This window comes from Bernardetia aquimarina, from assembly GCF_042180575.1.
In the GTDB taxonomy this organism is placed as follows: Bacteria; Bacteroidota; Bacteroidia; order Cytophagales; family Bernardetiaceae; genus Bernardetia.
This window is the reverse complement of record NZ_CP170094.1, coordinates 4,826,439-4,847,407: the sequence shown is the minus strand read 5'-3', so window position 1 is coordinate 4,847,407 and position 20,969 is coordinate 4,826,439. Positions and strand designations below refer to the sequence as shown.

Below are 20,969 nucleotides of genomic sequence, written 5' to 3'. Positions count from 1 at the left end.
GTAATGAAATATTTTTTAGTAATTATATTACTATTTGCACATCATTTTGGATTTTCACAAGAAATTAATGAACAAGAACTCACTTTTGAAACAAAATCATTAGATATAGAAAATGGTCTTTCTCAAAATACAGTTAATGCTTTGTTGGAAGACAAAGATGGTTTTTTGTGGATAGGTACAGATGATGGACTGAATCGTTATGATGGGCAGAGTATTGTTGTTTATAAACATATTCGTAGTGATACTACCTCTATTCCTGACAATCAAATTCAGTCTTTGTATCAAGACAAACAAGAACGTATTTGGATTGGAACAGTTGCAGGACTAGCTCTTTATGATAATAATACCAATCAGTTTATTTCTTTTAGAAATAATGAAAAAAATAGTAATTCTTTAATAAATAATACTGTTCAAGCTATTGTAGAGGACAAAGATGGTTTTTTGTGGATAGGTACGAAAGAAGGATTATCAAAATTAGACACAAAAAATAATACTTTCACAAATTATACAGCTACTCAAAAAGATTCCTTGCTTTTGGGTGGAAATGATATAAAATCACTAGCCATTGATGCTGATAATAACCTTTGGATAGGAACATTCAAAAAGGGAATAAATAAATGGAGTGCCGATAGAAAACAGCACAAATTACATCGTTACAATCAAACTGATTCTACTTCTTTATTTGGATATACAGTTAATGATATTCTAATAGACAAAGAAAATCAAGTTTGGATAGCAACAGATAGAGGTTTTAATAAATACAATCCAAAGGCAGATAATTTCCAGCATTTTACACACAATGGCTATTTCTATAATTTACAAGCCATTACCCAAACTCAAAATGGAGTTTTGTATGGAATCAGTACAGATTATATTTATACATTAAATCCTTCTACTCAAAAATTAAGTCGTTTCAAAACTAATTTTGGTTCTATCGGAACAACGGCTGCAGTTATCGAAACACAAGAAAATACAATTTGGATTGCTACACTAAATTTGGGTGTTGTTTATTTTAACCCTTCCAAAACTAATTTTCAGCTTTATACCAAAGAAAAAAATAATCCAAATTCATTACCTAACACAAATATTTGGGGCATTACCAAAACAAAAAATGGTATTATTTGGGTAGGTACAGAAGCAGGAATTACTCGTATAGACATGGAGAAAAATAAGTACATCAATATTTTTAAAGGAAATAAAAAAAATGACTTTAAAATAAGTGGTGTTACAAGCCTTTATGGAACTAAAAACAAAAATATATGGGTAATGGGAAATTTTACCATTTGTCGTTTAGTAGATTTTTCTGAAGAGGGAGAAACAGTTAAAAGTAAATTTTTAAGTTTAGAAAGTAGCCTTACAGACACAGCAACACTTCAATCAACAAGTTTGGCTGTTTTAGAAGACAAAACCGAAACTTTTTGGATAGCTACTTTTAATGGAATCTATAAATTAGAACCAACAACAGAGTATGAGTTTGGCTATAAAACAAAACGTTTTTTGAAAGAACTAACCATTTGGTCAGTGTATGAAGATAAAAAGGGCATTTTATGGTTAGGAACAAATGATGGGTTGGTCAAAACGAAAAGAGATAACCAAAATAATATCATAGGAACTACTTTTTATACTTCTTCTCAAGATTTAAAATCTATTAGTAGCAATGTAGTTCGTACAATAGCTGAAGATTCACAAGGAAATTTATGGCTAGGTACAACCAATGGACTTAATAAAATGGACAGTAAAACCCAAACTTTTGAGTACTGGGGAGATAGAAATGAACTTGCAAACAATGCCATTTATTCTATTTTGATAGATGAAAGTGATAATTTATGGATAAGCACAAATAGAGGAATTTTTAAATTTTTGAATGATAAAGAAAGTCAAAATTTAGATGATGATAGACGAATAATTGTCTATGATACTAGAGATAATTTGCAAAGTTTAGAGTTTAATTCGGGTGCATTTTTTAAAGCTGATGATGGAGAAATGTTCTTTGGAGGAATAAATGGCTTTAATTCATTTTACCCAAAAGAGATTCAACCCAATACAACAAAAAGAAAGGTAATTCTGACAGAACTCAAACTTTTTGGAAAGACTGTAAAAGTAAATCAAGAAGAAAAAGGTAGGGTTTTATTATCCAAAGCTCTACAAAATACAGACAAACTAAATTTGACGTATGAAGATAAAATCATAACCATAGAATTTGCCTCTCCTAACTTTAATAAACCTGAATATGACACCTATCTCTACAAACTAGAAGGATTTGATGAAGATTGGAACAAAACAAAAACGATCAGACAGGCTACTTATACCAGTCTTCCAGCAGGAAATTATACATTCAAAGTAAAAGTAATTAATAGTGATAACATAGAAAGTGAAGAAACGACACTAAAAATAAGTGTTTCACCTCCTTTTTGGAAAACTTGGTGGTTTATTTCTCTTTTTGCATTGCTACTAATTGGGGTTTCATTCGGATTTTATAAGCAAAAAGTAAATTCTATAAAAGCTCAAAATACTAAACTTGAGAATTTGGTTGATGAAAGAACGTTTCAACTCAAAGAAAAAAACGATGAGGTGAATCAACGTAATGAAGAAATAAACCAACAAAATGAAGAAATATTACAGCATAATCAACAATTAGAAACACAACAAAAATTAGTAGAAACGGCTTACCAAAACGTAAGTCTTTTGAGTGAAGTTGGAAAACAAATTACTTCACATCTTTCTGTTGAGATGATTATCGAAATGGTCTATGAATCTGTCAATCAGCTTTTAGATGCGTCTGTTTTTGCTATCGGAATTTATAATGATAAAGACAATTCATTAGAGTTTATTAATTCAAAAGAACATGGACAAACACTCCCTTTTCATAAAAGGTCTTTAAATGAGTCTAATTTACCAACCTATTGCTTTAATAAAAATATAGAAATTAATATCAAAGACTTACAAAAAGAATTTCATGAGTATATTCCAAATCAAAAAATAACAACAATAGAAGGAGAAATTCCTGAATCATTGATTTATGTTCCTATCAATTACAAAAATCAAACTATTGGAGTTTTGACAGTTCAGAGTTTTGAAAAAAATAGCTATACCCAAAATCATCTCAATTTAGTTCAAAATATTGCTGTCTATGCTGCTATTGCTCTTGTAAATGCAAAATCTTATGAACAAATAACACAACAAAGCAAAGCAATTAATCTTCAAAATGAAAATATAAAAGCAAGTATAAACTATGCCAGTCGTATTCAACAAGCCATGTTGCCTCCTATCGAAGAAATAAAAGACACTTTTCAGTCAGCTTTTGTACTTTGGTTTCCTCGCAATGTAGTCAGTGGTGATTTTTATTGGTTTGCAAAGACAGAACAAAAAATATTTATTGCTGCTATTGATTGTACAGGTCATGGCGTTCCAGGGGCATTTATGTCTATGATTGGAAATGATATGCTAAATAATATCGTTTTAGAGAAAAAAATAACAAATCCAGCCAGTATCTTAACGCATTTGCATGGGCAAGTTTCGACAGCTCTCCGTCAATCCGAAACTCAAAACCGTGATGGAATGGATATGGCTTTGTGTGTTTATGATGAAGAAACAAAGGAGTTAGTTTTTGCTGGAGCAAAAAGTCCGTTATACTACATTCAAAATGGAAAATTAAAAGATATTGCAGGAAGTAAATTTCCTATTGCAGGAAAATGGGGAGTCGAAAGAGAGAGAGTCTATGAGAATCATACTTTAAAAATAGATCAAGCAACAACGTTTTTTTTATGTACAGACGGCTATCAAGACCAGTTTGGAGGGGATAAAGGAAAGAAACTAATGAAGAAAAAAATGAAAGTTCTATTTGAAGAAATAGCAAACCTAGAAGATGATAAACAAAAAGAAAAACTAGAAAACTACTTTTTGGATTGGAAAAGAAATGAAGAGCAGGTAGATGATGTTTTGGTAATGGGTTTTAAGATTGGATAATTTTTTACTCATTTGTAAGAAAATAGCTTGCCCTTTCCTAAACTACTGTATTTATAAAAATAACTATTTTTATTTATTAGAAAGAATAGTTATTTTTAGGTATAATTAAAAAAATGATACAAGTAGAGCATTTACTTCTGACTTCATAATTCTTACTTCTGATTTTACTCATTTATGCCTGATAATCCGAATTTAATTGAAATAAATAATTTGTCTGTTCTCTTCAAAGGAGAAAATGGACACCATAAAGCCGTACAAAATGTAAATCTCAAACTAAAAAAAGGAGAAACAGTCGGAATTGTGGGAGAATCTGGTTCGGGTAAAACTGTTACTTCACTTTCTATGATGCGACTTTTGCCTGATGCACCTTATTGTGATACAGAAGGCGAAATTTTATTCAATTCAAGACAATATGGAGAGGTAAACTTACTCAAAATGCCTTTCAATCAACTTCGTCAGCTTAGAGGGAATGAAATTTCAATGATTTTTCAAGAACCTATGACTTCTCTAAACCCTGTTTTTACATGTGGAAATCAAGTTTTGGAATCTATTGTAAGACACGAAGAAATCACAACAAAATCAGCTAAAGCAAGAGTCATTCAACTTTTTGAAAAAGTACATCTTAGCAATCCTGAACGTATTTATAACGCTTATCCTCACGAAATTTCAGGAGGACAAAAACAGCGTGTTATGATAGCAATGGCTCTCGCTTGTAATCCTCTTTTGCTTATCGCAGATGAACCCACAACGGCCCTTGATGTAACCGTACAGGCTGCTATTTTGGAAATTTTGAGAGAACTTAGAGAAACTGAAGACATGTCAGTTGTTTTTATTACCCATGACTTGGGAGTTGTGGCAGAATTTGCTGACCGAATTATTGTCATGTATCAAGGACAAATAGTGGAAGAAGGAGCTGTTTGGGATATTTTTTCGAATCCTCAACATCCTTATACAAAAGGTCTTTTGGCGTGTCGTCCTCGTTTGGATTTAAAGTTACGTGTCTTGCCAGTCGTTTCTGATTTTATGGCAACTGACGAACATGGACATATTTCAGAAATTACAGAAGCAAAATTTCAATCTGTTGGTCAAGCCTTAATGCTTAACTTTCAGAGTGAAGCCGAACTAAGAAAACATCACGAAAAATTAGTACAACAAACACCATTACTTCAAATAAAAAATCTGACTAAAGAATTTATCAAAACAAAAGGTTTTTTTTCAAATAAAAAAGAAACAGTAAGAGCTGTAAATGATGTTTCTTTTGATGTTTATCCAGGAGAAATTTTGGGTTTGGTAGGAGAATCTGGATGTGGAAAATCTACTTTAGGCAGAAGTCTTTTAAGATTAGTAGAGCCAACATCTGGAGAAGTAATTTTTGAAGGAAAGAATGTTTTGGGATTAAATCAGAAAGAAATGCGTGCTATCAGAAAAGACATGCAAATCATTTTTCAAGACCCGTATGGCTCACTCAATCCTAGAATGACCATTGGGGAAATTATCATGGAACCGATGCGAATTCATTCTATTATGAGTAATGATAAAGAAAGAAGAGCTTATGTCATCGAACTTTTAGAAACCGTAAATCTAAATGCGTATCATTTTAATCGTTATCCTCATGAGTTTTCGGGTGGGCAGCGTCAGCGTATCTGTATTGCTCGTGCGCTTGCTTTGCAGCCTAAATTTATTATTTGTGATGAATCAGTTTCTGCTCTTGATGTTTCGGTACAAGCACAGGTTTTGAATCTTTTGAATGAACTAAAAGAAAAATTTAATCTTACGTATATTTTTATTTCTCACGATTTGGCTGTTGTAAAATTTATTGCTGACCGTATTTTGGTCATGAAAGACGGGCAAATTGTAGAAACTGGTTTTTCAGAAGATATTTACGACAAACCAAAACGAACTTATACTAGAGAACTAATAAAAGCCATTCCTAGAGGAGATTTGGATACAATTAGAAGAATTATGCTAAAAAGAAAATTGCAAAAGTCTAGTTGATGGTTTCCCTTATTTTAGAAAAAGTCAAAAAAAGACCTTATCAAATGTAATGATAAGGTCTTTTTACGTTGTAAAAAATTATTTTTAATAAATAATCGTAACTGTTCCTGTTTGTTTTATAGTTTTACTTTTATCACTTGGACTTGTATAAGTTACTTCGTAGTAATAAACACCAGCAGGAACTTTTTTACCTTTATATGTTCCATCCCAAAATGTAATTTCATCATCATTTCGTTTTTGAAGAGCTGAATAAACTTCCATTCCCCAACGGTCAAGAACTTTGATGCGAAGATTTGAATAAAAACGTCCAAAGATTTCCCATTCTTCATTCAATCTGTCTTGATTAGGAGTGAAAGCCTGTGGAATAAAAATCTGAGGGTCGCAATTTGCTTCTACTTCTAAACTTGTGATGGCACTACAAGAATTTGCATATTCAACCGTTACTCGTGCTAGATAAACGCCTCCAAATTCAACATTTAAGAGAGAATCTTGTCCGACCAAATTTTCATTTTCATCAAACCATTGATAACGATAACGAGCCGTAGAATCATAGTTATCTATTTCTACTCCTATTTGATGGAAAATACGGTCTTGGTTTTCATCTTCAAAACATAGAATTGTATCTTTTGCACTTAAAACAGGTGGCTCAATAAAATTAATCTGAACACTATCTGTATAACTACATTCATTGATGCTCACTTCTACATAATACAAACCACTTCTACGAATACGAATAGAATCCGAAGTTTCTCCTGTATTCCATAAATAAGTTGCTCCATAAGGACGAGGCGCACCAATACTAGCCGTATCTCCTTCACAAAGCTGCTGTTCTTGACCTAAATCTATTTGAGGTTGAACCAAAACAACGGTTGTATCTGTAGAAGAGCAGCCCAAAGTGTCAAAGCCTGTAACTACGTAAGTAGTTGTATCTGTTGGATAAACAACAACCGTATCGCCACTATCTGCTGGCGACTGCGACCAAGAATAAGTAAACCCACCATTTGCAATAAATTGAACAGAATCGCCTGCACAAATACTGATTGTATCTGGCTTGTTTAAAGTAATTTTTGGAATGTCTTTAAACTGAACCAAAATACTTGTTCCTGTGCTATCACACACATTTTGATTGGTGTCATCTCCATAACTTCCAATTACTGTATATCTAAAAACACCTGCCGAATCAGAAGAAATAGTTATTTCTTGTGTTGTTTCGCCAGTATTCCATCTAAAATTAGTTGCTCCTGTTGCACGAAGCGTAATTTCTTCGCCTATACAAACAAGCGTATCAGAAGCTGTAATTTCTGTAATCGAAGTTCTATTAAAAGTAACTGTAATCAGACTTTCTGCACCACAACGACCACCACCAAGTGTATCATAAACACCCACTCGGTACGTTTGAGGTTCGTAATTGATGTTAGCAGAATCTTGTTTGAAAACGTGAATTGCTAAAGTATCGATGATTTCTCCTGTGTTTTCATTAATCCATTCATAAATATAACGAGGCTCATGAGAAGGCAAGAAAGCATTTACTTCAACTGAATCATTCTCACAAATAACTAGACTTTCTGGAATATCAATTTCAGGAACAGGAACAACTCTAAACTTAATAGTATCAGCACTTGCACCACACAAATTAGGAGTAGAGAAAATCCCATTTACAATAAATGTATAAAAACCTGCTTCAGTTGGTGTTACTTCAATCGTTGAGGTGGTTTCTCCATTACTCCATTGATATGAATCTGCTCCAACGGCTGAAAGCGTTTGTGTTTGTCCTAAACATAATGTTTTGATGAAAGTAGAATCAATCTGAACACCTGATTTTCTGTCAAAACGAACATTAATTGTATCTAAAACACTACAATTTCCTCCACCTGTTAAATTTGGGTCAGTTACTTTTACTTCAAAACGATTGGCTACATAATTATCAACCATGCTATATGTAATAGCAATTTTTGAATTTGTAGAGACTGTCTGATTACTTTCAATTACTCGCCATTGATACGTAAAATTATTGTTGTGTTCTGGTCTGAAGGCATCCAAAACTAAAGAATCTCCTTCACAAAGACGAATGGTATCACTTGCTGCTGATGTACTTATTCCTAAATCAATATTCGGACGAACAAAAACTTCAACAGATTGCGTATAACTACAATTTGCTGTTGTGCTGGTGTCGGTTACGGTTGCTGTATAAATTCCACTTACATTAACGATAGCAACTTTATTAGAATCTGAAACAGAAACAATTCCATCTCCAAACCAATTAATTATCATTCCTCTTACATTTGTTCTTTCAATTCTGAGCGTATCAAACGTGGAACAATTTGGATTTTCAGCTCCAGTAATGACAAAATCAGGAGTAGGTGCAAAATTAATCCGAACAGTATCGCTAATTCTACATCCTCTAGGGTCTTGAATAACGACACTATACATATTTTCTGCTGTTACATCCAAAACAGAATCGCTTCCAATAATCGTATTTTCTCCTGTTACATACCATTCATACGTTGTTCCGTTGAGGTGTGATAAATCACTTCCTACCAATCTATAAGGCAAATCAGATGGATCACAAACCGTTTTATCTTCTCCCAAATCTACAACTACTTCATCATCAAAATTAAAGATTTTTACTCGGTTACTTATCGTAGAACAGCCTGTAATCGTATTTTCTAAACGAATAAAATACGTTCCTGTGTCCAAAGCAAAAAGTGTATCATTGCCATTTCCTACTGAAATTATAGAACCATCCACATCCAGTTTTTTCCAATCGTAAGCAAAATCACCTTCTGGAGCAACCAGTAAAGCTGTATCAGTTTTACATTTGTACCTATCAACTCCCAAATCTACAACAGGAAGAGGATAAACAATCATTGTCATAACACGGCTAGTATTAGGACAGCCGTTATTTGCTCCTCCAATAACCCAAACACGATCTCCGTTTTGAAAAGTACCAACTGGAGGAGTATATTCATTTACTGGACTTGGAGAAGTCATTGCTACTCCATTTTTATAAAAAACATAACTTGTTGCTCCTTCTGCTCTAAAAGTAGTCGTTTCGTTTGTACAAATTACTGTATCAGGTGATGAAATGGTTACTCCTACAAAGGCTGGATCACGAGTTACATTTACAGTTTGTGTTTTGGTTACAGTATTTCCTGCTTCATCAGTTGCTCTCCAAGTTACGATTGTTGTACCTATTAGGAAATTTGTTGGAGCATCACTTGTAACACTTGCAATCGCACAGTTGTCACTTGTTGCTGGTACTGTGAGGTTATTTGTAGCTGTACATGCTCCTATATCTATAAGTAAATTTACAGAAACAGGGTCTGCCATAATTGGATCGACTGTGTCTAAAATAGTTACAGATTGTATTGCTGTGGCTACATTTCCTGAATTATCTGTTGCTGTCCAAGTTACAGTAGTTATTCCTGATGGAAAAATAGTCGGTGCATTATTAGTTACAGTTACAACACCACAATCATCTGACGTTGTAGGGTTTCCTAAAATTACATCAGCAGGACAATTAGCACTTACATTAGGGGGGGCTATAATAGTTGGGTTTTGACCATCTCTAACTGTTACAATTTGTGTAGCTGAAGATGTATTTCCTGCTCCATCTGTTGCTGTCCAAATTACGGTAGTATTTCCAATAGGAAAGAGAACAGGGGCATTATTTGTAATAGTTGGAGTACCACAATTATCAGTTGCAGTAGGCGTTACCAAAAACCCAGAAGCTGTACAAAGTCCTATATCTGTATTAGCTGTAATTGTTGCAGGAATTGTAATGATTGGATTTTCATTGTCTGTAACTGTTACAATTTGTGTAGCCGAAGATGTATTTCCCGAATCATCTGTTGCTGTCCAAACTACGGTGGTATTTCCAATAGGAAAGAGAGCAGGAGCATCATTTGTAATAGTCGGAATACCACAGTTATCAGTTGCAATAGCCGTTCCTAGAATCACAGAAGCTGTACAACGTCCTACATCTGTATTAGTTCTTACTGTTGCAGGAGCTGTAATTGTTGGGTTTTGAATTTCTGCTAATCCATTTCCACTTACACGAAATGTATATGCTCCTTCATCGGAATCATCATTCAAAATTTTAATTATAGCTTCTCTGTTTCCTACCCCAGAAGGACTAAAGGTAACTGTAAATGTTTCACTTCCACCTACTGCTACAGTTGTAGGAACAGAACTTATCACAAAATCACTTGCATTTGTTCCTGTGCTAGTAATTCCAGTAATGTTCAATACAGCATCACCTGTATTTTGAATAGTGAAACTAGCTACTACAGTAGCGTTTAAACATCCTATCACATCTCCAAAATTGGTATTATTAGTTATACTTGTAGATAAAGTTCCACTAAAGATAGTATTTCCATTTCCTACTAGGTTTATTTCTGCTCCAGAAGGACACAAAAGTGCATCACCTGTAATTGTCCAATTATTTGGTGCAGAAATCAGTGCATTCCTTTCTGTTTGGGCATTACAATATCTTAGTCCTAATGCTCCTAAATTTATATTTGGTTGTACAGTTTGTGAGTTCCAACCTATTAAAGTGGCATCGTAGTTAGCAATACTTAGACCTGAATTACGCAACATCGCTGTCATATCTGTTACTGCCTCTGTATTCCATCCACCAATATTTTGATTAAAAGAGGTAGCTCCATAAAACATACTGTTCATTACGATTACTGCCTCTGTATTCCATCCACCAATATTTTGATTAAAAGAGGTAGCTCCAGAAAACATGCCCCCCATATAAGTTACTGCACCTGTGTTCCATCCACTAATATCTTGATTAAAAGAGTTATCATTAGAAAACATGGCACCCATACCAGTCACTGCCTCTGTATTCCATCCACCAATATCTTGATTAAAAGAGTTAGCTCCAGAAAACATATAACTCATATTAATTACTGCCTCTGTATTCCATCCACCAATATCTTTATTGAAAGAAATTGCATAACTAAACATTCTAAACATGTTAGTAACTGTTGCTGTATTCCATCCCCCAATATTTCCATTAAAAGAAGTGCAATTTTCGAACATTCTTGATAAATCTGTTACTCCAGTAAGATTAGGATTGTCAGTAGCAGTATAAGTAAGGTTTGAACAACCATAAAAAGCAGATGCCATGCTACTCCATTCTATATCTCCCCATTCTTCTATAGTCCATAATTTTGTTTTCTCTATGGCATTATCATTCATATAAAAACGAGGAAAATCTCCTGTAATAGCTACTTCATACGTATCGCCATTTGTTAAGCCATTAATAATATAACTTCCTGTTTGTGCTATTGCAGAACCATTTCCTACTCCTGCATTAGTTAGGTTTGTCCAAGAAATGTCATAGTTGTATCCCCCTCCATTAGTGGGGATAGTAATTGTTCCGTCTGTAGTTATCCACGTAGTACGGAAGGCTTGAGCATTTACTGTCTGTTTGCTTAGTCCTGCAAAGAATAAAATAAGAAGCAGTAAAGAAGTGAAAAAGATTGAGGTTTTGATAGTATTCAAAGGCGATATAGAAATATGTTTCATTAGAATTAAAGGAGAGTAAGGCTATAAAGGGAATTCTTTATCAGAAATTCTCTTTTTGTAGTTATTGATGTTAGCAAATATTTTTTTAAATATTCAGAATCTGTCGTTATTGTATCTTCTTACATTTAACATTGTCTATTCAAAATAAAAATAGATTGCTTTCATTTGATTTTTTAGTGGTTGAAAGTACAAATGTACTGATTATTTATATAAATTATATTAGCTAAAAAGAATAAACAATTTGTAAATATAAATTGTAATAAAGCCACTATGAAGGCTACTTATAATGAAAACAAGACAAATTTTATTCTAGTCAAATCTGTAAAAAAATAGTAACTTATGAATTTTTCTTTGTGGTTAGAAAGTCTTTCAATGGCGTTGAGAGCATTAAAAAGCAATTTATTACGAACTCTCCTTTCGCTTTTGGGTGTAACAATCGGTATTTTTGCCATTATTGGCGTTCTTACTTTTGTCGATGCATTGGAAAAGGGAATAAAAGGCAGTTTGTCATTTTTGGGAGAAAGTGTGATTTATGTTCAAAAAATGCCTTGGATTTTTGCTTCTGATTATCCGTGGTGGAAATACATCAACCGTCCAGATCCAAGTATGGAAGAGTTTCGCTTCTTAGAAAAAAATCTAACTCAAGCACAAGCTGTTTCTGTTTTTGCTATCCGTGGTGGTTTTACAGCAAAGTATAAAAAAAATAGTCTTTCGGGTTTGGTAGTCCAAGGAATCACATTTCAACATAATGTTGTAAGTGATATTCCTATCGAATATGGTCGTTATTTTACTCAAATTGAGATTGATAGAGCCGTCGAAGTGGTTATTTTAGGAAATACAGTAGCAAAAGATTTGTTTGGAGAAGAAAATATAGAAAGTGCAATTGATAAAGTAATTAAACTCAAAGGAAGAAAGTTTAGAATCATAGGAATTCTTAAAAAACAAGGCGATAATCTCTTGGATGCTCCCAGTAATGATAATATTACAATTATGCCATATTATACCTTAGCCAAAATGATTCCTGAAGGAAAAACAGGCATTCAACCTTCTATTTCTATAAAGGGATTTGAGGAGGATAAAGATTTGCAAAACATACAAGGAGAAATTACAGGACTTTTACGAATAAAGCGAGGACTACGACCAAAAGAAGAAGAAAATTTTGCTCTAAATAGACCTGAGCAGTTTGCCGTTTTTTTGGATGGTGTAATCGGAGTTCTGACAGTTGCAGGGTGGATAATTGGTAGTTTTTCAATAGTAGTAGGAGGTTTTGGGATTGCAAATATCATGTTTGTTTCTGTCAAAGAACGCACTTCTTTGATTGGAGTTCAAAAAGCTTTAGGAGCAAAACGAGCTTTTATTTTGTGGCAGTTTTTGTTGGAAGCTATTTTACTTTGTATTATTGGAGGAATTGGAGGACTTATTTTGGTTTCTCTTCTATCCTTTTTTTCTAGTGATACCTTTGTGATTTCACTTTCAGTTAGCAATATGATTTTGGGAGTAAGTGTAGCAACTGTTATTGGAGTTGGGGCTGGAATTATTCCTGCTATTTTAGCTGCTATTTTAGACCCTGTCGAAGCGATGCGTTCGGTTTAATTCTTTTTAATATAATTAATGACAAATGAGAAATTTACTTTTTGTGCCAATTATTCTTTTTCTACTTATTGTTATTTCTTGTACAAAAGAAACTGAAATTTATGAAAATAGTATAGAAAAAGCACGATTTTCCCGTATTGTTGTGCGTAATAAAATAGATAACTCTAAAGAGTTTTATGATAAATCTAATGAAAAAAGATTTGTTCCAATGGGATATAATTATACACATGTACGCCAGTTTGTCTATGACGGCATTGAATTGACAGGGCATTGTACATTCAATATCGATATGTATGATTCGGAAGAAGCGCAACAAATGCTTGCTAAACTTCATACAGCAGGTTATAATACAGTTAGAGTTTTTCTAAATCCTTTATCTATGGCTGATAATGAAGGAAAGTTAGAATTGCAATATGTGGCAAATGTTGCTGATTTTTTAACTCAAGCTGAAAAACAAGGAATGAGTATAATCATTACTTTGGATATGATTCCTTTGAAATTGTATGGAACACCTCTAGAAAGTGAAGCAGATATTTGGTGGTGGAATCAACAATATATGGATGAAAATCAAATAGTTCTTGAAGTCAATTTTTGGACATCTTTCATTCAATCTCTCAAACAAGCAAATGCACCCTTAAATGCCATTCTTTCTTACGAACTTCGCAACGAATTCTTCTTTCACTCTGAACATGCTCCATTGAATCAAAGTGATGGACAAATAATTCATCCAAATGGAAAAATATATGATATGAGTAAAGAAGATGATAAGACAAAACTCATTGAGGATAGTTTTGTGTATTGGTCTTCTTCGGTAAGAAATGCCATTTTAGTTCAAGATATTGATGCGTTGGTTAGTGTAGGTTTTTATGCACCAGAACCTTATGGTAAGCCTTCAATAATTGCCATAGAAAAATCAGAATTAGATTTTGTAGATGTGCATTTGTACCCTAATAGTTATCAGAAAAATCAGTATGCTGATTATTTTAAATTATCTCAAAATAGCAATAAATTGATTATTATGGGCGAATTTGGAATCATAGAAGAAAATAATCATTCAACAAAAGAAATTGCTAATCAATTATTTGCTTGGAAAAATGATTTTGTAGAAGAATATAAAATTGATGGATGGTTGCTGTGGACATGGGAAACAAAAAATAGTGCAAAAATTAGTATTTCAGATACAGAACAGTTTATTTTTAAAAAGATGAGTCCAAAAAACTAATTTTTGTTTTTTACCATCTGTTGAGAAGATATAAGTAATATGTTTGCTTTAAACTGTGTATTTTCCATAAAAAACTCATGTCATTTTTCCTCGCCGTTGAAAACTATGGTAAAACCAAGTCTAACCTTTAGAAAAATTGTTAAAATTTATTCCCTTTCTATCGTATAAAGTTTTGTTTTTTACACAGGCAAAAATGCGTTGTATAATTTTATTTCGTAAGGCATTAATCACACTCATTTTGTTCTTTCCTTCGGCTACTTTTCTTAGGTAGTAATCTCTCATCTCCCCCTCTACTTTCATAGCAGATAAAGCACACATGTGCAAAGCTGTTTTGAGGGTTTTGTTCGCCATTTTTGACACTCTTGCCCTTCCTTTAAATTTTCCAGATGAATTTTCAAAAGGCACAACACCACAATAAGAAGCTAGTTGTTTGGCAGTATCAAATTTGGTAAACCCGTCGGTAGCTACTAGTAACTGAATCGCTGTTACTTTTCCAACACCTACTACAGAAGTGGTGAGCCGATAGAGTTCTTTAAGCTCAGGGTCATCTTTGATAATTTGATGCATTTGTTTTTCTATTTCTTCTATGCGAAGACTCAAGTGTTCCAACGTTGTTTTAGAGCTTTCCTCTAGAAGCTGCTGAATAGACGCTTTGCTAAATTGACTCTGCTCACTAACGTAGGTTTCTAGCTCCTGTCTATGAGTAACTAGCTTTTTTCGTAGTGTCTGCAAGGTTTTTAGGGTTTCTAGCTCTTGAGTAGGAGGAGTATATAAGTTCGCTTTGTCTTGAAAACGAAAGGCATAAGCTGCGATATTTTCAGCATCAACTTTGTCGCTTTTGAGCTTTTTGACACCCATAGAACGTTTAATTTGAATAGCATTTTCTACCCAAATGGCACAATCAAATTTCATCAAAGCGATAACAAGCCAGTTGATATACATACCTGTATGTTCCATACAAAACAAACTTTTCTCTAGCTCATAAAGGTCTTGAAAAGAAAAAAGATAGGTCTGTATTGTCTTTAAATTATTTGCAATACGCTGGTGATCTACTAACTTTCCTTCTTGAAGAATAGCAATATCTAAATGTTCTTTACTCACATCGATGCCTATAAAATTTTGGTAAGTCTGCATAAAAAGTTAATTTAGGGTTACCTAATTTAAAAAATGATTCATCATATTCAATCGGACTTAAAACCTTATCTAATGAGTTTATTTTTAGGTCAATAAAAATACTCCGAAAACTATTTGAGTTTGAGATTGAATAAAGGTAGGAAGAGGCTGTTTCGAGAGATAGATTTTTATAGTCTGGCTCGTTTCATAGGTTCTCTTCCTACTAGATGAATTCTTAAATACAAGATAAGAAATTACATCTATTTTATCTACTACAAACCTAAAGGTTGGTTTTTAGTTTCAGTTTGCCGTTACGATGACAAACATACACGCACACACTCCAGTTGGGCTTAGAATAGATCGAAAATAAAAACAACAACTGTTGGGCGTTGTCTTTAGCGCAGCGATGACTACGACCTATCATTTCAGCAAATCTAAGATTTGCAAGTCAAGTACTGGGAACTACGGAAAACTCAAAAAACTGATTATACAACATATAAATATTGTTTACCAAAAGAATAAAATTTGGATTTGAACTATAAAAGTTATTATTCGAATACTTTTTGACTGAAAAACAGAATTTTATTTTTTTAAGACTTATTTGTAAGTTATTGATAATCAATTAGTTAATAACTACTCCGTAGTTCTCAGCAAGTAGGTATTTTTGTAATTACTTTGTCACATAAATCTGAAGATTTATATAACTGATAGATCTTTGTTATAAACTAAGCTCAACAACTAAACAAGTATTTTAATACTTGTTTAGTTGTTGAGCTTAGTTTATCTACAAAAAACTGTATCTTTCCAATAAAAAAATATGAGCGAAAGAGCATAGAGTATCAATAATCCTGATGGTATTTATTTTATTACTTTTTCGGTTGTAAACTGGATAGATATTTTTGTTCGGCAACGATATAAGGATATTGTTGTGGATAGCTTGAAGTATTGTCAAGAAAACAAAGGATTAGAGATTTTTGGGTGGTTGAGTAGCCATATTCATTTGATTATACGAGCAAAGGAAGACTATAATCTGTCTAATATTCTACGTGATTTTAAAAAATTTACTTCTTCTCGTCTTATCAAATCTATTTCTGATAGGGATCAACCAGAAAGCAGAAGAGAATGGATGTTGTGAATGTTCGAAAGAGCAGCCAAGAAAAATAGTAGAAATACAAATTATCAACTTTGGCAGCAAAATAACCACGCAGAAGAGCTTTTTAGTGATAAATTTTTGCATCAGAAACTAGATTATATTCATAATAATCCAGTTGTTGAAGGCATTGTAGAGGAAGCAGACCAGTATTTTTTTTATAAAGAATCAATTTCATTTTTCTACTTTTGTAACTTTATATCTACCTTTAAATCTTTAGGTTTAAAATAAAGTCAGAAAAACACACAAATTACGTCATTCTATGCTTCATCAAATATCAAATCAAACTATTTCTATTCAAGAAATTTATCAAATAGCTAAAAATCACACAAAAATAGAGCTTTCAGAAGAAAGTAAAGCACAAATAATAAAAGCGCAAGCCTATCTAGAAAATCTTATTACACAGAGTGAAGAAGCCGTTTATGGTGTCAATACAGGTTTTGGTTATTTGTGTAATTACAAAATCCCTAGAGAACAGATTAGTGAATTACAAGAAAATTTGGTTATGTCGCATGCCTGTGGAATGGGTGATGAAGTACCTACTTTTATAGTTCGTTTGATGCTCCTTCTCAAAATTCAATCTCTTTCTTACGGACATTCAGGCGTTCAGTTACAGACTGTTCAACGACTTGTTGATTTTTATAATGAAGATATTTTACCTGTTGTGTATGAATTAGGTTCTTTGGGTGCATCTGGCGATTTAGCTCCTTTGGCTCATCTTGCCTTACCTGTTATTGGAATGGGAGTTGTTCAGATTAAAAATAAAGATGGAGTTTATCAAAAACACCAAGCAGAAGATATTTTAAAACAAAATAACTGGAATCCAATAAAATTAAAGGCAAAAGAAGGCTTGGCAATGCTCAACGGAACTCAGTTTATGAGTGCTTATGGCGTTGCGTGCATGGTAGAAGCTGAAAATCTAAATACTATTGGCGATACCATCGGTGCGCTTTCAGCAGATGCTTTTTTATGCCGTTCTGAACCTTTTGATGAGCTTACACACAAAATTCGTCCACACAAAGGACAAATTGCCACAGCAAAAACAATTAGAGAGCTTTTGGAAGGAAGTGAAATTATGGCGCAGCCCAAAGCACACGTTCAAGACCCTTATTCTTTCCGTTGTATGCCACAAGTACAGGGAGCAAGTAAAGATGCTTTTACGTATATCAATTCTGTTTTTGAGTGTGAAATTAATTCTGTTACAGACAATCCAAATGTTTTTCCTGATGAAGACAAAATTCTTTCAGGAGGAAATTTTCACGGACAACCTTTAGCTATTTCATTAGATTTTGCTGCGATTGCACTAGCAGAATTAGGAAGTATTTCGGAACGAAGAACCTATTTATTGATGGCAGGAGAACGAAACTTACCTCCTTTTTTGGTGCGTGATTCGGGCTTGCATTCAGGAATGATGATAGCGCAATATACAGCAGCTTCGATAGTTAGTCAAAATAAACAACTTTGCAGCCCTGCAAGTGTGGACAGTATTATTTCCTCAAAAGGACAAGAAGACCACGTAAGTATGGGAGCAAATGCAGCAACAAAACTCTATAAAATTCTTCAAAATGTAAAACGAATTTTGGGAATAGAACTCATGGCTGCAGCACAAGCAATAGAATTTAGAAGACCTTTAAAAACATCAGAAAAACTAGAAGAATTTTTATCAAATTATAGAAATTACGTAGAACCTTTACAAAAGGACAGAGTTCTGCATGATGATATGATAAAAAGTGTCGTTTTCTTGGAAGAATATGAACTTTAATTTTTATCTTTATGAGATAATTATATTACAAAATAGATTAAAGTAAGATGTTTTATTTATTGAAACAATTTTTTGGGCATTCTCAACTTCGTTTAAAAGTAAGTCTAGTTGTCATTTTGTGGCTAGGCTTATTTTTGTATGGAGTAAAAACGATGGCTCAAAACCTGTCTATTGAGCAAATGATAGAACAAGTATATCAACTTCCAGAGAATAAAAAGAAAGTCGATATGTTGAATGACATTGCTAAAAAATATTATACTTCTGACTTAGAAAATACACAAAAATATGCTCAAGAAGCTATCAGTTTAGCACAAAAAATAAAATATTGGAAAGGAGAAGGTTTGTCAAATAGTCATATAGGTATAGCTTATTATTATTTAGGAAAGTACGAGGAGTCAAAAAAGCTTTGGTTAAAATCACTTGAACTCTATCAAAATTGTGATTGTGAGGTAGATAAAGCAGGTATGTACAATAAATTAGGAAATTTATCCAAAAATCAAGGCAATTATTCTTTGGCTTTTGAGTATTTTGATAAATCTCTAAAAATTCGTCAAGCTAAAAGCACCTATGAAGATGTTTATGCAACTTACAATAACATAGGGAATGTACATTTCTACTTAGGTGATTATCCCAAAACCATAGAAGTTTATCTAAAATCACTCAAAATAGCAGAAGACAACGACTATAAATTTGGAATAGGAACTTCTCTATCTAATCTAGGAGTCGTTTATGAAAGAATGGGAGAGAATCAAATGGCTTTAGATTATTACAAGAGGTCTTTAAAAATCAAAAAAGAAATTGATGATAAACGAGGAATGGCTATTTCGTATAGTAATATTGGATTGATAGAACTAGATTTAAAAAATAAAAAAGATGCTTTAATAGCCTTTCAAGATGCTCTCAAAATCTTAACAAAGGATGTCAATGATGCTCGTACAGAGGCGTATGTTCATAATAATATAGCTGAATTGTATCTTGCCGATTCTACAACGAACAGCATCAAAATAGCAAAAGAACATTTAAAAACAGCAAAAAGTATTAGTCAAGATATTGGAGACCAATATACCTTAGCAAGTTCGTATATTATATTTGCGAGAGCTTATCAGCTAGAAAATAAATATGATTCGGCTGAATATTCTGCCAAAGAATGTTTGAAGATAGCAAAAGAAATTCAAGCACCAGATTTAGAAATGACAGCGTATGAAAATCTTAGTACTTTGTATGAAAAACAAAATAAATATGATGAAGCCTATACCTATTATAAACTATATGCAAAAACAAAAAATGATTTGCTTGATGAAGAAAAATCAAGTCAAATAACTAAACTGAATGCTATCTATGATACACAAAAAAAGGAAAAAGAAATTTTAGAACTCAATCAAAAAAATATTCTCAATCAATTAGAAATTCAAAGGCAAAGAAACACAGCACAAGAAAGACAAGCCAAACTTAGTCTTATCGAAAAAGAAAATGAACTACAACAACTTGAGTTTTTGAAAAAACAAGCTCTAAAACAAGCCCAATATAACCTACTCAAAAAAGAAAAAGAACTAGAAAGAAATATTAGTGAACAAGAAAAAGTCAAACAAGATGCTCTTTTAGAACTTAAAGAAACACAACTCAATCAAAAAAATTATTTGATTTGGGGGCTTTCTCTGATTGCAATTTTACTTGTTGGTGCTGGAATTTTAGCATACCGAAATATTTTATTCAAAAGAAGAACAAATAACCTTCTTCTTCTCAAAAACCAAGAAATAAATCAACAAAAAGAAGAATTAGAAACTATTACTGAAAATTTACAACAAGCAAACGAAGAAATTACTGTAAATAGTACTGCTTTAGAACAAGCCTTTACAGCCATAGCGAGCAAAAATACCCATATTACAGCAAGTATTAATTATGCTCAACGCATACAACAAGCTCTTTTACCTCTTGAGCAACAGTTTAAGCAACTTTTACAAAGTCATTTTGTGTTTTTTAAACCTCGTGATATTGTAAGTGGAGATTTTTATTGGATAAAAGAAGTAGAAAACAAAATTTGGTTAGCTGTTAGTGATTGTACAGGACATGGCGTACCAGGAGCTTTTATGTCTATGTTGGGAACAAGTGCATTAAATAATTTAGTTTTGCATAATTCAAATGTTACACCAGCCAATATTTTGAAATTATTAGATAAAGAAATATCTGAAAGTTTGCATCAAGCTACCACAAAGAATCGTGACGGAATGGATATAGCTCTTTGTTGCATAGATAAAGAAAAAAACGTGCTTACGTTTGCAGGTGCAAATTCACCAATTATTTATATTCAAAATGGAAATTTAAACGAAATTAAAGGAGTAAAACAGGCAATTGCAGGCTACTATAAAAAGAAAACCATTATAGAATTTGAAGATGTAATCATTCCTATTCAAAAAGACACCACTTTTTATCTATTTTCAGACGGATATAAAGACCAATTTGGAGGAGAGCATCAAAAAAAGGTAATGAGTAAGCGATTTAAAAATCTATTATTAGAAAATCACAATCAAGAATTAGACACTCAAAAAGAAATTTTAGAAGACTTTTTGGAGGATTGGAAAGGCAATGAAGACCAAATAGATGATATTTTAGTAGTCGGATTTAAAGTATAA

General features: G+C 32.8%; 10 protein-coding genes. 8 read left to right on the top strand and 2 right to left on the bottom strand.

Going from position 1 to position 20,969, the window contains the following annotated elements; all coding sequences use genetic code 11:
* Positions 1-3: 3 nt before the first annotated feature.
* Together ACE193_RS20695 and ACE193_RS20690 are read left to right on the top strand one after the other, a co-directional pair.
* On the top strand, positions 4-3,966 hold the full coding sequence (locus ACE193_RS20695; RefSeq protein WP_375560110.1) for a two-component regulator propeller domain-containing protein: 3,963 nt from the start codon (positions 4-6) through the stop codon (positions 3,964-3,966).
* A gap of 174 nt (positions 3,967-4,140) precedes the next feature.
* The gene (locus ACE193_RS20690; protein WP_375560109.1) at positions 4,141-5,961 is read left to right on the top strand and encodes an ABC transporter ATP-binding protein; all 1,821 of its coding nucleotides are present in this window, start codon (positions 4,141-4,143) and stop codon (positions 5,959-5,961) included.
* An 84-nt stretch (positions 5,962-6,045) separates the two neighbouring features.
* On the opposite strand, the gene ACE193_RS20685 is transcribed toward ACE193_RS20690, so the two are convergent.
* On the bottom strand, positions 6,046-11,499 hold the full coding sequence (locus tag ACE193_RS20685) for a BspA family leucine-rich repeat surface protein (protein WP_375560108.1): 5,454 nt from the start codon (positions 11,497-11,499) through the stop codon (positions 6,046-6,048).
* Positions 11,500-11,838: 339 nt separating this feature from the next.
* Here ACE193_RS20685 and ACE193_RS20680 point away from each other — a divergent pair, with 339 nt between their 5' ends.
* Positions 11,839-13,092, top strand: coding sequence for an ABC transporter permease (locus tag ACE193_RS20680; RefSeq protein WP_375560107.1), 1,254 nt, complete (start codon positions 11,839-11,841; stop codon positions 13,090-13,092).
* Positions 13,093-13,117: 25 nt separating this feature from the next.
* Entirely contained in the window at positions 13,118-14,314 is a 1,197-nt protein-coding gene (locus ACE193_RS20675) for a cellulase family glycosylhydrolase (RefSeq protein ID WP_375560106.1), read from the top strand.
* 120 nt (positions 14,315-14,434) lie between these two features.
* Here the strand turns inward: ACE193_RS20675 and ACE193_RS20670 are convergent, their stop codons facing one another.
* Positions 14,435-15,448 carry an IS110 family transposase gene (locus ACE193_RS20670; protein ID WP_375560105.1) on the bottom strand — a complete coding sequence of 338 codons (1,014 nt, stop codon included), beginning with the start codon at positions 15,446-15,448 and terminating at the stop codon, positions 14,435-14,437.
* Between the two features lie 817 nt (positions 15,449-16,265).
* Here ACE193_RS20670 and ACE193_RS20665 point away from each other — a divergent pair.
* The 4 genes from ACE193_RS20665 to ACE193_RS20650 are packed head-to-tail and all read left to right on the top strand — an operon-like array spanning position 16,266 to position 20,969.
* Positions 16,266-16,562: a transposase gene (locus ACE193_RS20665; RefSeq protein WP_375563373.1), complete on the top strand. Its 297-nt coding sequence runs from the start codon at positions 16,266-16,268 to the stop codon at positions 16,560-16,562.
* Positions 16,563-16,808: a hypothetical protein gene (locus ACE193_RS20660; protein ID WP_375560104.1), complete on the top strand. Its 246-nt coding sequence runs from the start codon at positions 16,563-16,565 to the stop codon at positions 16,806-16,808.
* Between the two features lie 31 nt (positions 16,809-16,839).
* A complete protein-coding gene (hutH, locus tag ACE193_RS20655; RefSeq protein WP_375560103.1) occupies positions 16,840-18,339 on the top strand; it encodes a histidine ammonia-lyase in 1,500 nt (499 codons plus the stop codon).
* Between the two features lie 59 nt (positions 18,340-18,398).
* A complete protein-coding gene (locus ACE193_RS20650; protein ID WP_375560102.1) occupies positions 18,399-20,969 on the top strand; it encodes a tetratricopeptide repeat protein in 2,571 nt (856 codons plus the stop codon).